The 14410-nt window shown below is 66.6% G+C and carries 7 protein-coding genes and 3 pseudogenes; 6 read left to right on the plus strand and 4 right to left on the minus strand.

Annotated features, from left to right (window positions below; genetic code table 11):
* The first annotated feature begins 164 nt into the window (after positions 1 to 164).
* Positions 165 to 1832 carry an alpha/beta fold hydrolase gene (locus QA802_RS41760; protein ID WP_443042218.1) on the plus strand — a complete coding sequence of 556 codons (1668 nt, stop codon included), beginning with the start codon at positions 165 to 167 and terminating at the stop codon, positions 1830 to 1832.
* An 842-nt stretch (positions 1833 to 2674) separates the two neighbouring features.
* Positions 2675 to 3772, plus strand: coding sequence for an IS110 family RNA-guided transposase (locus tag QA802_RS34535; RefSeq protein ID WP_334531166.1), 1098 nt, complete (start codon positions 2675 to 2677; stop codon positions 3770 to 3772).
* 372 nt (positions 3773 to 4144) lie between these two features.
* Here the strand turns inward: QA802_RS34535 and QA802_RS34540 are convergent, their stop codons facing one another.
* Positions 4145 to 8506 (minus strand): NACHT domain-containing protein, encoded by a 4362-nt coding sequence (locus tag QA802_RS34540; RefSeq protein WP_334531169.1) that lies wholly within the window; start codon positions 8504 to 8506, stop codon positions 4145 to 4147.
* A 278-nt stretch (positions 8507 to 8784) separates the two neighbouring features.
* Between QA802_RS34540 and QA802_RS34545 the strand changes: the two are divergent.
* Both QA802_RS34545 and QA802_RS34550 read left to right on the plus strand, forming a co-directional pair.
* A pseudogene (locus QA802_RS34545) lies at positions 8785 to 8988 on the plus strand (helix-turn-helix domain-containing protein); the annotation flags it as partial.
* Between the two features lie 264 nt (positions 8989 to 9252).
* A complete protein-coding gene (locus QA802_RS34550; RefSeq protein WP_334531172.1) occupies positions 9253 to 10845 on the plus strand; it encodes an ISL3 family transposase in 1593 nt (530 codons plus the stop codon).
* A gap of 40 nt (positions 10846 to 10885) precedes the next feature.
* Here QA802_RS34550 and QA802_RS34555 read toward each other — a convergent pair whose 3' ends face one another.
* Entirely contained in the window at positions 10886 to 11434 is a 549-nt protein-coding gene (locus QA802_RS34555) for a DUF4262 domain-containing protein (RefSeq protein ID WP_334531175.1), read from the minus strand.
* Between the two features lie 267 nt (positions 11435 to 11701).
* Between QA802_RS34555 and QA802_RS34560 the strand changes: the two genes are divergently transcribed.
* A complete protein-coding gene (locus QA802_RS34560; RefSeq protein ID WP_334531178.1) occupies positions 11702 to 12178 on the plus strand; it encodes an ATP-binding protein in 477 nt (158 codons plus the stop codon).
* 222 nt (positions 12179 to 12400) lie between these two features.
* Here the strand turns inward: QA802_RS34560 and QA802_RS34565 are convergent.
* Positions 12401 to 12555 (minus strand): annotated as a pseudogene (locus tag QA802_RS34565) (ATP-binding protein); the annotation flags it as partial.
* 2 nt (positions 12556 to 12557) lie between these two features.
* Here QA802_RS34565 and QA802_RS34570 point away from each other — a divergent pair.
* Positions 12558 to 12770: pseudogene (locus QA802_RS34570) on the plus strand (transposase); the annotation flags it as partial.
* An 11-nt stretch (positions 12771 to 12781) separates the two neighbouring features.
* Here the strand turns inward: QA802_RS34570 and QA802_RS34575 are convergent.
* Complete coding sequence (locus QA802_RS34575; RefSeq protein WP_334531181.1) at positions 12782 to 14356, minus strand: oleate hydratase; 1575 nt, start codon at positions 14354 to 14356, stop codon at positions 12782 to 12784.
* Positions 14357 to 14410: the final 54 nt, after the last annotated feature.

Below are 14410 nucleotides of genomic sequence, written 5' to 3' on the forward strand. Positions count from 1 at the left end.
TTTGACGGAGATGGACGCTCGATCTCAACGCTTCCGCCGACGTCCGCGCCCGCTCGCAGTCGCTCCGTCGGCCGCCACTGCGCCCGCAGTCGCTGATTCCGTCTGTGGACCGGGCCGGTCCGCCGAGACCACCAGACCTTACCGAACCCCTTCCGGAGAGACCCTTGTCCCGTCGCACCGCCCTGTGGTGGACCCTTGCCGCTACCGCCGCCCTGCTGCCCCCGATCCCCGCTCAAGCCACGACCCCTCATGAGCCGGCCCTGCCCTTCGGTGCCTGCCCCGACTCCGTGCCCAGGCCCGCGGCCCCGGACCGAGTCGAGTGCGGGCGGATCAGCGTCCCGCTCGACTGGAACCGCCCCCAGGGACCGCACATCGAGGTGGCGGTCTCGCGCGTACCCGCCTCTGGCACCCCCGCAGAACACCGCGGCATCCTGCTGGTCAATCCCGGCGGCCCGGGCGGCTCCGGCCTGCCCTACGCGGTCACCAAACGCGCCAAACTCCCCGGGAGCGTGCGCCGCGCGTACGACATCATCGGCTTCGATCCGCGCGGTGTTGGACAGAGCACACCGGTCGACTGCGGTCCGATGGGCGGACTCTTCGACAGTCCGGGCGCCGACCCCGTCCCCGTCGGACCGTTGGCGGAACGCGCCTACCTGGCGTCACTGCGGAACACGGCTGACGATTGCTCGGCGGGCGCCGGCGCCGTGCTGCCGTACCTCTCGACCGAGCAGACCGCCCGGGACATGGACGCGATACGCACGGCACTCGGCGAACCGAGGACGAACTTCCTCGGCGTCTCCTACGGCACCTACCTCGGCGCGGCCTACGCGGCCCAATTCCCGCACCGCACCGGCCGCATGGTCCTCGACAGCGTCGTCGGCCCGTGGGACTGGTACGACTTCGACGTCATCCAGAGCCGGGCACTGCTGCGCCAGCGCGACACGTTCTTCACCTGGACCGCCGCTCACCCGGACCGCTTCGCGCTGGGCGGCAGCGCGGAGACGGTACGCCGGGCCTACCTGCGCGTCCGCGAAGGACTCGCCGCCCGGCCGGTCGCCGGCTTCGGCCCGGCGGAGTTCGACCGCGCCGTCTACCGCGCCCTGGGCCGCACCGAACGCTGGGCCGGCCTCGCCGACGGCCTGCGCACCTACCTGCGCGACGGCAGCCCCGACGCCCTCCGCCCCGCCACCGCCTTCGACAGCCCCGACTCACGCACCTACGAAGCCGCCAACCGCATCGTCAAGTGCGCCGACGCCCCCGCACCCACCCCGCACCGGATCCTAGCGGACATCCGCCGCACCCGGCACCTCGACCCCCAGCCCGTCCTGACCGGCATGGAGGCGTCCACCTGCGCCTACTGGCACCACCGCCCCGCCCACCCCACACCGCTCGGCAGCCCCGACGCCCCGCCCCTCCTGCTGGTGGCCTCCGCCCACGACCCCGTCACCCCCCATCGGCGGGGCACACGAGTTGCGCCCCCTCCTGCCCGGCTCCCGCCTGGTCACGCTCGACAACGACTACTCCCACGGGGTCTTCGCCAGCCGCGGCAACGCCTGCGTGGACGAGGCGGCGGCCGCGTACCTCGTCGACGGGACGGTTCCGACGGCGGACGTGCGCTGCACGGGGCCCGGACTGCCCGCGGTGCCGTGACACATTCCAGACTGCTTAACGAGTTCGTCTTCATCCGGTCAGCGATAGCGGGCCCCCGGGCCGGGCGCAGGCTCCGGGACCCGGCGGCAGTGCCGCTGCGTGCAGTGGGGTGTGGCGGGCGTGCAGGCTGGCCAGCCCTTGAATCTGCTCGGCGAACGTCAACGCCGGGCAACGGGAGTTGAGGCGCTTGAAGTGCCGCACCAAGAACTTGATCACGACGGGGGCCGCACCGAGAGGTGCGTCAGCGAGACAGCACAGGTACCGGCGGTGCACCCGCCAGGACGGCATCGCGCAGGACGTACATTTCGCCGGGAGTGTCCGGCACGAAGTGCGAAACGTGCCCCCCGGCAGCCCGCTCGACGGACTCGACGACCACACCAGCCAAATGAGGCAGTAACCGCCCCAAATCCCCTGAACTGCACACCCAGTGGATGCCCAGTTCAGACGGATGTCATCACAAGATCGTCGACAGAGCCGAATTCCACGGCCATCGACACTTGTGCCCCCAATCAGGCGGTGGCCCGCCATTACTGCCTTGCACACTGAAGCCTGCTCGCCGCTTCCGCAAGGTGACCACTTGTGGCCGGCCGCGTACGAAAGAGGGCTCAGGCCCGTTCGTGCCATGGCCGACGACGGACTGCCGGTAATGCAGGCCGCGAGGTTGTCCGTCAATGCCGGTCACGGGTGGGCGAGAAGTCAAACCAGTGTCAGCCCGTCCAGGCCAGATTGAGTAACGGTTCGGACGAAGCCATCCGGCTGTGATCGGCACATGCCGTGGTGTCGAGACCAGTGGGACGGTTGCGCAGTGCCGTCCCGGACGGGGGTCTGACTCATGAGATCTATGACCGAAGTGTCCAGTCACAGGCTTGTCGACTGTCGTTGCGGGATGGCGACTGCTGGTACCGAACTACAGGGCGTGTCCCAATAGGGGCCTTGCTGACGATCAGGCGCCATCACGGTTCAGACCGCCCGACCAGGCCGGTGCCATATACCCAGCACGTCACCACGCGGGAGGCGAACCACCATGACGACCAGACAGCGCAGCACCTCCTCCAGCACGGATCCTCCGATTCCGTGCGAGGTCGTGCTGGGCGTGGACACGCACGGCGAGGTACATGTTGCCGCCGTGGTCACCTTGATGGGGAAGGTCCTGGGCACAGAGTCCTTTCCGGCCACGGCGGCCGGCTACCGCCGGCTGCTCATGTGGGCCCGCAAGCTGGGGACGGTGCGCCGGGCCGGCGTAGAGGGCACCGGCACCTTCGGCGCGGGCCTGTCCCGCTACCTGGTGACCCAGCAGATCCAGGTGTTCGAAGTGAACCGGCCCGACCGGTCGGCCCGCCGGTTGCTCGGTAAGTCGGACCCGCTCGATGCGCAGGCCGCCGCGCGGGCCGTGCTCAGCGGTCGCGCTCAGGCACGGGCCAAGTCCGGCGATGGTCCGGTGCACAGCGCCCGGATGTACAAGCTCGCCAAGGACTCCGCGGTCAAGGCCCGTACCCAGGCGATCAACCAGCTCAAGGCTGTCCTGGTCATCGCCGACCCCGCCCTGCGGGAGCGGTTGTCGAGCTTGGGCAATGCCGAGCTGTTCCGCACCTGTGCGACCCTCAGCCCGCCCGATGGTGGGGGAGACGAGGACGCGGTGGCCCAGGCCACCCACCTGACGTTGCGCATGCTCGCGGAGCGCATCGAACAGCTCACCGGGCAGATCAATGAGCTGAACCAACGCCTGACCCGGCTTGTCGAACGTCACGCCCCACAGCTACTCGTACCGGTGGGCATCGGCCCGGACAGTGCCGTCACCCTGCTGATCACCATGGGAGACAACCCCGAGCGGCTGAACACCGAGGCATCCTTTGCTGCCCTTTGCGGAGTCAGCCCCGTCGAGTATTCGTCGGGCCGTCGGAGCACGCGCCGGCTCAACCACGGCGGCGACCGGCAGGCCAACGCCGCCCTGCACCGCATCGTCTTCACCCGGCTGCGCCACGACCCACGCACCCAGGCGTACTACGAACGCCGCACCCAGGAGGGCAGGACCCGACGTGAGATCATTCGATGCCTCAAGCGATACGCAGCCCGCGAGGTCTTCAACCTGGTCAGACCGGTTTCCCGCGCCCCCGCGTTATAGGGGCGTCCGTGAGACGTGAGAGGGTCTGGGGCGTGAGTGAGACACCACCGAACCCCCTGCAATACCGCTTTGACGGGCCAGAAGACGCTCCGGTCCTGATCTTGGGTCCCTCACTGGGTACCACATGGCACAGGTTGTAGAGACCGTCCAGGGGCGTCTACGCCAGTCCAGCGCGGGCATGAAATCGCAGGTCAGGGCATCTTGGTCCGGCAGGGGCCGCCCAGTTGGTGATGGCTGTGTGACAGGTGGGTGGCACGGCTCCGCTGTCGGGCACGATGTGGTCGGTGCCTCATGTGGCCTGTTCCTGTGACGCTTCCGAGGTGCGCCTACTTTGCGATTGCACTCGCCTACGCGTCTAAAAAGCCGGTTTCGTCAGGTGTTCCGTTGTGCTGAGCTGCGGATGGTGCAGTCGAGGACGAACGCTCGGACGTTCAGGTTCCTACTCTCGTTGAGCTGAGCGGCCTGGGCATCGTAGGTCTCCTGCAGGCCGGCAGGTGTCTGCCCTGCAGTTGGCCGCTTGCGTTCCTTCGCCGTCCACTGGTCGTTGGGGAAGAAGGCGATCAGGTAGATGCCGTTGCGAGTGCCCAGTGCAGCGAGGTAGTCGTCGGCGAGCTGGGTTTCCATGGCGGTTTTGATCTTGTCGTGCCAGTTGCCTTTTACTTCGATAGCGACCTGGGCCACGGACTCTTCCTGCCGCCGCGGTGAGGAGTGAGTCGCCGCAGCGGTGGGCGCCTGCAGGAGCAGGTCGATGCGATCGCCTGCTCCCTTGATGTTGCGGTACACCTGCACTTCACGGTTGATGAGAATGCCGCCTTCGACGAGGTCTCGTCGTAAGGCGTAGGCGAGGTAGTCGGATACCAGGTTCTCGTCTTTGGGGAAGCGCAGCCGTTGCTTTCCGCTCTGGCCGTTCGGCAGGGTTTCCAACTCGGTTTCGTTCCACAGAATTGCCGCGGGGAGAGTCCCCTGGGTCAGGTCTTCCTGCATTTTGTTCAGGAGAGCGAGGACGACGTCCAGCAGATCCGTTCCGTCCCTGACCAGTCGTCGACGTGGGTCGTGGATCAGCTGACTGAGTTCGTCGGGGGCGGGGCGGACCCAGGAACCTTCCCGGTGCGCTTGTTCGGCTTTCTGTACCGCCGCTCGCAGAACGCTGGCCTGGGGCCAATCGGCCGCCAACTCTCGCAGGCGACGGATGGCCTCACCGGTGCCCCGCGAGGCGAGGTGGTCGAGTACGACATCAATGTGCGTCTGCGCAGCAGCCGCACTCGGCGGGGACGAGCCAGACGAGTCCGTCGGGGGGTAGCGGCCCAGGAGGATGCGGGCTACTTCGGCCAGTGCCGGTTCGGGTAGTTCGAAGAGCCACGCCTGGGTGCTGTGAGAGCGGGAAAAGGCGCCGGCGACGGCTTCGAGCGCGGTGCCGTCGGTGCGAAGACGGTGCTCGGCTGTCGGCCAGATTTCTGTGGGTGTCTCCAACAAGAAGACACGCAGATAAGCGGCGTCCAGACGCTCGTCGCGTTCTGGGCTGGGCTCGCGCAGCTGCGCACCGAATCGGTCCCGTACCTGGTGGCAGATATGGGGACTGCCTCGGCGTAGAAGGATGGTGAGGACATGAGCGAGGACATCGTGGCCGCCAGGGCCGATGGCGGGGGTGTTTTCGTGAGCTTGCGCGGTGAGGTCGGTGAGTGTCTGCAGCAGCCTGGTCTCCAGCTCCGATGTCCAGATGTAGGAGGCCAGGTCGAGGACGGGTGAGGTCTCTTCCGCCTCGTACAACGCCCGGACCAGCGTGTCGTAGGTGGTCTCGAGTTCTAGTGCGGCGTGGAGGAGGGCCATTTCCAGCAACTGGCCGCGCCGGCCGATGTGGCGGGCCGCAGTGCTGGTGAGGGGGAAGGCCAGGAGTGTCGGTGCCCAGGCTTGCCACTGGCCTGGGGGCAGTGTTGCCAGTACTGCGCCGCCGTCATTGAGGAGTGTTGTGAAGGCGAAGATTGCTGCCCATGGACGGGCGGGAAGGCTGTTGGTGCCGATCCAGCTGTTGTCGGTGGGCAGGCCGTTTGTGACGAACCTGCGTGCTACGGCCAGCAAGCGGTGTTCGTAGCCGTCGGCGAAGATGACGGTACCGGGAAGAGACAGCAGATCGGTGAGCAACTCGGTTGCCGCGAACCTGCCTGTGTTCGGATCGCATTGCAGGTTCCAGCACAGGGGCGCGAAGCTGTCGTGGTCGCCCGACTCCGCCTGTGCGAGAAGCTCGCGGGTGGTGGTGATGTACTCGGCGCGGCCCTGCCATGGCTCCGTTCGCGACCGACGTCTTGCCGCCTGGGCTCTGAGCTGGTCAGCGCGAGGGCCGTCGATGGGAATGGCCTCAAGGTCTTGAGCGAAAATCTGTGACCAGACTCTGGTGTCTTGAGTGGACCATGCCGTGTCCTGCCCAGCGTCTGTCGTCCTGGCCATGGACCACACGTGCTGCAGCATGGGCCAGGCATGCGGCGCCTTTTCGTCGCTGAGGCTTTGTTCGAGATTTACGAGCCAGGCGAGATCTGCGGCGTCGAGCAGGCTGGTGCGCTGTTCTCGTTCAGGGCCGACGGAGGTCTCAAAACGCGAGCGGACGGTCCGTGTGGGATGCGGGTCCCATCCCTCGGCCAGCTGGAAGGCATCCTCTGCGTCTTGGGCGACGTCGATGAGGTGTCGCGTGAGCGTGCGGCGCAGATGGCGAGCGTGTTGGTTCTCAGGATCGTCCAGCGGTGCGCACAGCGGCGCGGGAACGGTCAACTGTGGGTAGGTCTGCAGGTAGAGACGCAGCCACTCCGCCACAATGGGAACACGCGCGTCGGCTTCCGGCCCGCTCAGTGCGCGGTCGAGGAGGCCCTGGACCATGGCTGCTTCGTCGGGCCAGCCGGCCCACAAGGAATTGGGAGCCATGAGATGTGATCCGGCCCAGTCCAGAAATGGCGCGATCTGGTCCTCCGAGAGAGAAGCAGGCAGACGCCGGCAGAAAGAGGTGTAAATGCTGGGGTCGGTTCGTGGCGGCGTCAGGGCTGCGAGGAGTTCATCGAGGGTGAGCCAGGGCTGGCATGTTTGTAGGACAGCGCCGCGCAAACCGTCGGCGGGATCGTGCTCGGGCTGTTGAGCTAGTTCGGCGAGGATGGGCTTGAGTAGTGGAGCAGCCTCTGCCTGGTCCAGCATGCCGGCACACTGGGCAGCCAGGCGGCGCAGCCGGTGAGGATACTGGGCATCACAGGCAATGGACGCTACTGCCTGCAGAAGTTCCCCGCCCTCGTTCTCGGCGATCAGGTTGAGGATGAGTTCGAGTTCGTGTGTGATGTGGGGCGCGCGGTTCACGGCTTCGTGAAGAGCCTGCTCCAACTGGCTGGTAAGGCCGGGGTGTCGCAGGGGCGCCATGCGCCACCAGGGCAGGCCGTCGCCAGTCGTGTCCTGTCGGGCTTGGCGCAGCAAGCCATCGACGATGAGTTCGGTGCAGTGTGGGTCCTCGATGTAAGAGCTGTAGGAGGCAATAGCCTGCGGGTCGACATCGATCAGCCAGGGGCCGAGTTCTGGACGCAGGGCGATGAGCCAGGCAGCCAGTTCATGAAGGTCTGTGGGAATGCCAGGCTCGCCGACCTCCCCCCGGTGGATGAGAAGTCCCTGCAGTTGTTCGCGGGGCACCTGGTGGTCGGTGAGGTATCGAGCGGCGAGGTAGGAGGCGATGGAGGCGTGAGCAGGACCAGCGGCTGCAGCGCCGCGGCTGCTGAACAGCGAGCTGTTCAGAACCCCCTCAACGATGGGGCGCTCGATCGTGAATGTGCCACCGGGGGTGTCCTCTCGTGCGCCGAGGAAGGTGTCGATGGCCAGCAGGGCCGGGCCGGGCTCGGGGTGGCGCCTCGTGGTGATGCCCTCGGTACCGGTGAGCACGCAGTAACAGGCGAGGCGGGCCGCGGTTGCGAACCTCTGGGCCTGGCTTCCAGCAAGGTCGTCAGGGGCACGGTCATGGCCTTGCTGCATGACGGCGTGCGGGAGGGCGAACGCGTAGAGGCTGGCGCGGCTGACAGGCAGCGTGCTGTGTTCCAGAAACGTGTCGAGCAATAGGTCCAGAGTCAAAGGGGTACGCGCGAGGGCTTGGGCGCCAGCTTCGGTCACAGCTTCGAGAAAGAGCTTGGGATCCACGCCCTTGGTAGAGGCGGCTGCGACCAAGTCGCTTCGGCGGAGAGGTGCCAGTGTGTAGGTGCGGGATTCGTCGATACCGAAGGCGGCGATCACTGCCTGGCTCAGGACGTCGGTGTAGGCCATGCTTCGGCAAGCGATCAGTACTTGTAGCCGACGGCAGTCACAGGTGGCGGCCAAGTCGGTGAACCAGCCGGCAATTTCTTTGCCGGTGGCCCGGCATTCATCAACGCCGTCTAGGACGAGAAGATGCCTATGCCCCGCCTCGGCATCGGATGAGCTGGCAGCGGGCGCATGTCCTGTGGGGCCAAGTCGGCTGAGTACCGAATCAGCCTTGCGAGTCAAGTCCTCCCAGGACCGGACCTGGCCGAGATCAACCCGCACTTGCGCATCCCAGCCCCGGCTCATCTGGGTCGCCGCGAGAACGGTATTCAGCGCGGATGACTTGCCGATGCCAGCTTCCCCAAGCAGTACCGCAGAAGCAGAACAGGCGTCGATCAGCGGCACAACCGAAGGTGGCTGGCGATACCAGCTCGATGTGTCAATGAGGAACCCATGGGAGTCGACAGGGAGGTCCTCTCCCACGGGGACGCAGAATCTGTCCAGTCGCATACGGCACCCCTTCGGCCAAGGACACCGAACCTACCGCCGCAGGGCTACGCCTGGCACTCCGTTCACCCCAACAACCCGCGCTTGACTCTGGCGGTCAGGACTCAACCCTCGGGGCTTGGAATAGCTCCAAGGGAGTGGCACCACGTGGGAGAGAGGATGAGCCTCTGTGATGCTGTTGTCGGCTCCTTGCCTGCCTGTACGGGACCGACAGCCGCCTGAGCCGCCTGCACGCAGCGAACGGGTTGCTGCTGCTCAGTGATGAGCTGTTCGCCGTGCTGGAGCAGGAGCTGGCCATGGGGCCGGTGGCGCACGGCTGGCCGGACCAGACCTGGACCCTGTCACGGATCAAGACCCTCATCGGGCGCCGCTTCCATAAGAGCTACACCGTGCGGAGTGTTGCCGGGCTGCTCAAGCGGCACGGCTGGTGCTACCAGGTGCCGGGCCGCCGGGCGGTTGGCTGTGTCACTTCCCGTCGATGTCGTATCAACGTGAGTTCGGGAGTCACCTGGCGCGCATTCGCATGATCAATGTCGATGAGAAGCGGGTTCTGGCACAGATCTTGGGGAGTCGTCGCGGAGCGTTACCCCGTTGTTCGATTGCGAGGAGACGGGTTCGCGTGAGACCGCGTACGCCTTGTCGTCCAGCGATCAAAATTGACGCTCCCTCAGGTCCCTGTCGCCCGCTGCAGCAGCCCGTTGTGGCCGGTGATGGTGCTGGTCATGCAGACCGATGCGCCGTTCTGGGACTCGCTGGTGTTCGACGGAATCGACGATGTGGATGTCGAGGCGGTCACAGCCGCGTTCGGCACGGTCGAGGTGGCGGCGAGAGGCCGCACGGCCGGCTCTGCATGTCCGGACTGCGGCCGTTTCTCGGACCGAGTCCACGACCGCTACCAGCGCAGGCTGAAGGATCTTCCGCTCGCTGAGCAGGGCTTTGTGATCCTGCTGACGGTCCGGCGCTTCATCTGCGGGTCGGCGGACTGCCCGCGCCGGACGTTCGCCGAGCCGTTCTCGCAGCTGGCTGCCCCGCACGCACGGTTCACCACGCGGCTCAACCACGCCCTGGAGCAAGTGGGGCTCGCGCTGGCCGGGCGGGCCGGCGCCCGGCTGGCGGCCCAGCTGGGCTTCGGAGCCGGCCGGATGACCTTGTTACGCAGGGTCATGGCATTGCCCGATCCCCAGTTCGGCACTCCGCGAGTGCTGGGCGTGGACGACTTCGCGATCCGCCGCGGCCAGACCTACTCCACCGTCTTGACCAGCGTCGAAGACCATCGCGTGGTCGACGTGCTCCCGACGCGTGAAGCCGGGCCGCTGGCCGCCTGGCTGATCCGCCACCCCGGCGTGGAGATCATCTGCCGGGACCGGGCCGGCGCCTATGCCGAGGGAGCACGACGCGGTGCCCCGGACGCTCTGCAGGTCGCCGACCGGTTCCACCTGTGGCAGGGCCTCGGCCGAGCCGTGGAAACCTGCGTTGCCGCCCACCGCGACTGCCTGCGCGACCCTTCGCCCAGCAGCATGTTGCCGGAGGCCACCCGGCTGACTTCCGGCCGACGGCGGGACGACCCGGCGCCCATCGGCCGGCGCGCTGAGCGCAAGAAGGCTGCGCACGCCTTGGTCCACGAGCTCCTTGCCCAAGGTCACTCGCGCCGAGCGATTGCCCGGCACCTGGGCTGGGGCCTCAACACCGTGCTCCGATACGCGAACGCCGCACGCTGGCAGGACACCATCCGCGAGAACCGGCCCCGACCCAGCAGGCTGGACCCCTACAAGCCCTACCTGGAGCGACGACTCGCCGAGGGATGTACGAGCGTCACCCACCTCCACAGCGAACTCGTTGCCAACAACGCGCCCGTCACCTACCAGATGGTCCGCAGCCACATCGCCACCCTCCGCGGGGCTCCGGCCGGCGCGCCGCCCCGGCCTCCGACGGTGCGGCAGGTGACCGGCTGGCTCACCCGACACCCCACCGCGCTGAGCGAGGACGACCGCGCCGGCCTGAAGGATGTCTTGGCCCGCTGCACCGAACTGGACTCGGCAGCCGGACATGTCCGCGACTTCGGCGAGATACTCACCGACCGCCTCGGCTCCACACTTCCCACCTGGATCGACGCGGTCGATGCCAGCCAGTTACCCGGCCTCACTGGCTTCGCACTCCACCTGCTCCGAGATCTCGACGCCGTGACAGCTGGGCTCACCCTGGACTGGAGCTCTGGCAGCATCGAGGGCGCCGTGAACCGCATCAAGAAGATCAAGCGGCAGCTCTACGGTCGGGCCGGATTCGAACTGCTCCGCAAAATGATCTTGCTCCAGTAGCTTCTCGCGCCGGTGTTGTTCCGTCGCTGGCGGCAGGGGGTCAGAGTTCGGTTGTCCAAATCCCGACAGGGTGTTCACGCGGTGGCAGCCACAGCTGAGGCTGTGACTCCCGATGCCTCACCTCAGCCTGTTCGTCCCAGTGAAATCGTTCATGCGCGTCGGGCCACGCAACTTGCAGCACAGGGAAAGGAGGCCGCCGGTAGAACCCGATGGCCTGTCCGAAGAAGGTCCGGTACCAGCGCAGATCAACCTGCCTGAGCGCGACTTGTTGACCGTCGACAACGTCAGGATGTCTCTGGCCGCCGGCCAGTACACCGCCCGCAACGGACTTCTCTCCGAGCCTGTTGAGAATGCGGTGCATGACGTGAATATCGAGTCCGAACACGGCGAGCTCAGGTGCGTTGTGAGCGTGCGCGAGGCCGATCGTGTAGGCGAATCCAGGGCCGATGTCGTCCTCAGGAACCATCACGACGTGCCATCCGTGCCGCTGCACGTTCTCGATGATCGTCAGATCCATGCGGTCCGCTTCAGCTCGGTCACCGTAGTCATGGCAGAGGACGCAGCGGCACTGGAACGGATCGGCAGTCATACGCGGAGGCTACGAGGTGAGTGGTTGAGCCGGCCAGCTGGGCTCGTGATCACCCTATATTCGAACGACACTGTCACCCTCTGCGATCGGTCCCCAAGATCTGTGCCAGAACCGAGAAGCGATGTCACTGTGCCGCTGCGTCAGTGCCTGACCGGAAAATCCCCCGTTCTCGAACTCCGGGGCGAAATCTCGCAAGGCATCAGTCTGGTGTCCGGTCAGCGAGCCGCCGTTCGTCGTCCGTGAGAGTGACGACTGCATGTTTCCTGGATGAACCGATCTGCCCAGGGCACGGTAGGAATCTCGAAGACCGAGCCGTCGGAGACCGTGCTGGTGCATCCCACTGAACAGGACCGCGGGCCCCTTGACGATGACAGAGACCTTCGGGCGGTTAGGCAGGTCAGGGGTGTGGCCCACGGGTTCCTGGCTGCCGCCGCGCCGGAGGGCGAGGAGGCGGTGGACGCAGTGTTGTTGGTGGTGTCGGAGCTGTTCACCAACGCGGTGCGGCATGCCGGCGGGGTGACCGGGTTCCGGCTGGAGGCCGGGCCTGGAACGGTGACCGTGGCGGTCCACGATGCCAGCACCGTCCCTCCGCTGTCGCTGCCCTTGGATGCCACCAGGCCGGGTGGGCTCGGCTGGCGTCTGGTGCAGGAGCTGTCGGTGGACGTGCGGGTCGAGATCCATGCCGTGGGCAAGTCGGTGACGGCCGTCGTCCAGTGTCCCACGGGTGTCAGGCTGCAGGGATGAAAAGCATGGCCGGATGCTGACGTGAGCGTGTCTGCCGGGTGCCGCGCGCGTTGACCTGGTGACACGACAATAGGCGTACGTGTTGTGTCGGCAGCCCTGTCAGCTCTCCCGGCGATCATGGCAGGGGGCTGCACCTCTCCGGTTGAACCGACCGGTGATGGGCGGCTGCGGACGTCATGGCATCGACACCTCCGCAGCCGCCGTTCCTCACCGGTGAGGAATTCAGCTGGCTGCGGCGCGTTCGGCCTGTGCCTTGGTGTGGGTGAGCCGGTAGGACTCCGTGCCGGTCTGGATGATCGCGCCGTTGAAGTCAGACGGTCGACGATGGCCGCGCAGAGCCGCGGGTCGGTGAAGGTCTTCGTCCGACTCCCACGACTAGATCACCAGCTGCTTCCTGCCGGCCTACGCACCTCACCTCAACCCTGTCGAAGGCATCTGGTCACTGCTGCGACGCAGCCGCCTGGCCAACACCGCCTTCACCGACCCCGACCAGTTGATGCGCACCCTCAGACAGGGCCTCCGCCAGATCCAGTTCCGCAGCATCGTCATTGATGGCTGCCTCGCCGGAACCGGCCTCACCTTGACGACATAACGCCAACAAAGTCAGTAACCGCGATGCATGGTCTCCAGAGCGGCGGCCAGGACGTGGGGATCGTGATGGCCCTTGTAGACCGCGGGCGGCTGCTTGTCGAGCTTGAGGAGCTCGGCCACCGCGGTCCAGGCGGTGCGGACCGAGTACTCGACGGTGAAGACGACGTCGTCGGGCACCTCGGCGAACTGACCGATGAAGGCGAGGTTGACCGATCCCTTGGGCACGACGTGTGGCCTGTCGTCGCGGCGGCGGGCCAGGAACTGGCTGGTGATGTAGGGCATGAGGCAGGGCACGACGGTGGAGGTCTCCAGGACACCGGCTGCCGTCGGCGCGTCGAAGGGCAGGTGGTGCAGGACCTCTTCGAGGATCTCCCGGCCGGAGCACATCGTCATCGGCTTGGGTGTGTGGTTGCCCGCTCGGCCGGGGAATAGGCCGTAGCCCCACCAGACCGCGACGTCCTCGGACTGGTCGCGGTAGACGGGCTGACGGTTGGCGACGATGGTGAGCAGCCAGTTGGAGTCGGTGAACGTCATCAAGCCGCCCTTGCCGGTCTCGCGGCCGCTGAACTCCTCCAGCGCCTTGAGGAAGGCAGGATCCTTGGTGGTGACGGTGAACGACTCCCAGCGGGACTCCTTGACGTGCTTGTCGAAGGCGTCCGGGTTGCCGAAGTCGTCGCGTCCCCGTGCCAGCCGGTGCCAGAGCAGCCACGCGTCCGAGCGATGGGGAGCCAGTGGCGGTGCGGCGGTGTGCGAGCCGAGGCTGGAGGCGTCGGTCATGGAGCCGTTGGTCACCAGAACCAGGTCTTCGGGGGCTACCTCGATCTGCTCGTCACGGCCGCTACGGGACAGGTAGATGCGCTCAACCCTCGTACTCCTGCGGCCCGGTGCGAGTGCGAGGTCGGTGACGTGGCAGCCGGTGTGGAGGGTGACGCCCCGTTCGTGGAGCCAGGCGGTCAGGGGGCGCACGATGGAGTCGTGTTGGTTGTAGCGGGTGCGGTAGATGCCTGACATGGAGGCGAATTCGGGGAAGAGGTGGATGAAGCGCCTGAGGTATCGGCGGAACTCGATGGCGCTGTGCCAGGGCTGGAAGGCGAACGTGGTGCACCACATGAACCAGAAGTTCGTGGTGAAGAAGTGCTCGCCGAAGCAGTCGGTGATGCGCTTTCCGTCCAGGTGTCCCTCGGGGTCAGCCAGGCATCGGACCAGGTCCAGTCGGTCGCGTTCGGAGAATCCCATCGAGCGGGTGTCGACGATCTTCCCGTCGCCGTCGACGAGGCGTGCGATGTCGTCCCACGAGAAGTCCTCGTGTCCGGCCAGGATCTCCTGCGTTACCGACAGCGTGGGGTCGTCGAGGGTGGGAATGTCGGACAGCAGGTCGTACGTGCAGCGGTACTCGGCCTCGAACATCCGCCCGCCGCGCATGGTGTAGCCGGCGTCGGCGGTGCCGCCCGCGTCGAGGCTGCCGCCGATGTTCCGCTGCTCCTCGAAGAGGTGGATGTCCGCTCCGTCGAATCCGCCGTCGCGGATGAGGAACGTGGCTGCGGCGAGCGCCGCGATACCGCTGCCCACCAGATACGCCTTTGCCATCACACAACTCCTCGTTATCGCCCGTCGATCGGGAACCGCACAACACCAGCGTTT

It is taken from the genome of Streptomyces sp. B21-105 (genome assembly GCF_036898465.1).
GTDB lineage: Bacteria > Actinomycetota > Actinomycetes > Streptomycetales > Streptomycetaceae > Streptomyces.

Excerpts from the sequence above, each read along its gene's own strand:
- QA802_RS34555 (WP_334531175.1), bottom strand. The coding sequence starts at position 11,434 with ATGACTGCCGATCCGTTCCAGTGCCGCTGCGTCCTCTGCCATGACTAC.
- QA802_RS34535 (WP_334531166.1), top strand. The coding sequence starts at position 2,675 with ATGACGACCAGACAGCGCAGCACCTCCTCCAGCACGGATCCTCCGATT.
- QA802_RS34560 (WP_334531178.1), top strand. The coding sequence starts at position 11,702 with ATGAACCGATCTGCCCAGGGCACGGTAGGAATCTCGAAGACCGAGCCG.
- QA802_RS34550 (WP_334531172.1), top strand. The coding sequence starts at position 9,253 with ATGCAGACCGATGCGCCGTTCTGGGACTCGCTGGTGTTCGACGGAATC.
- QA802_RS34575 (WP_334531181.1), bottom strand. The coding sequence starts at position 14,356 with ATGGCAAAGGCGTATCTGGTGGGCAGCGGTATCGCGGCGCTCGCCGCA.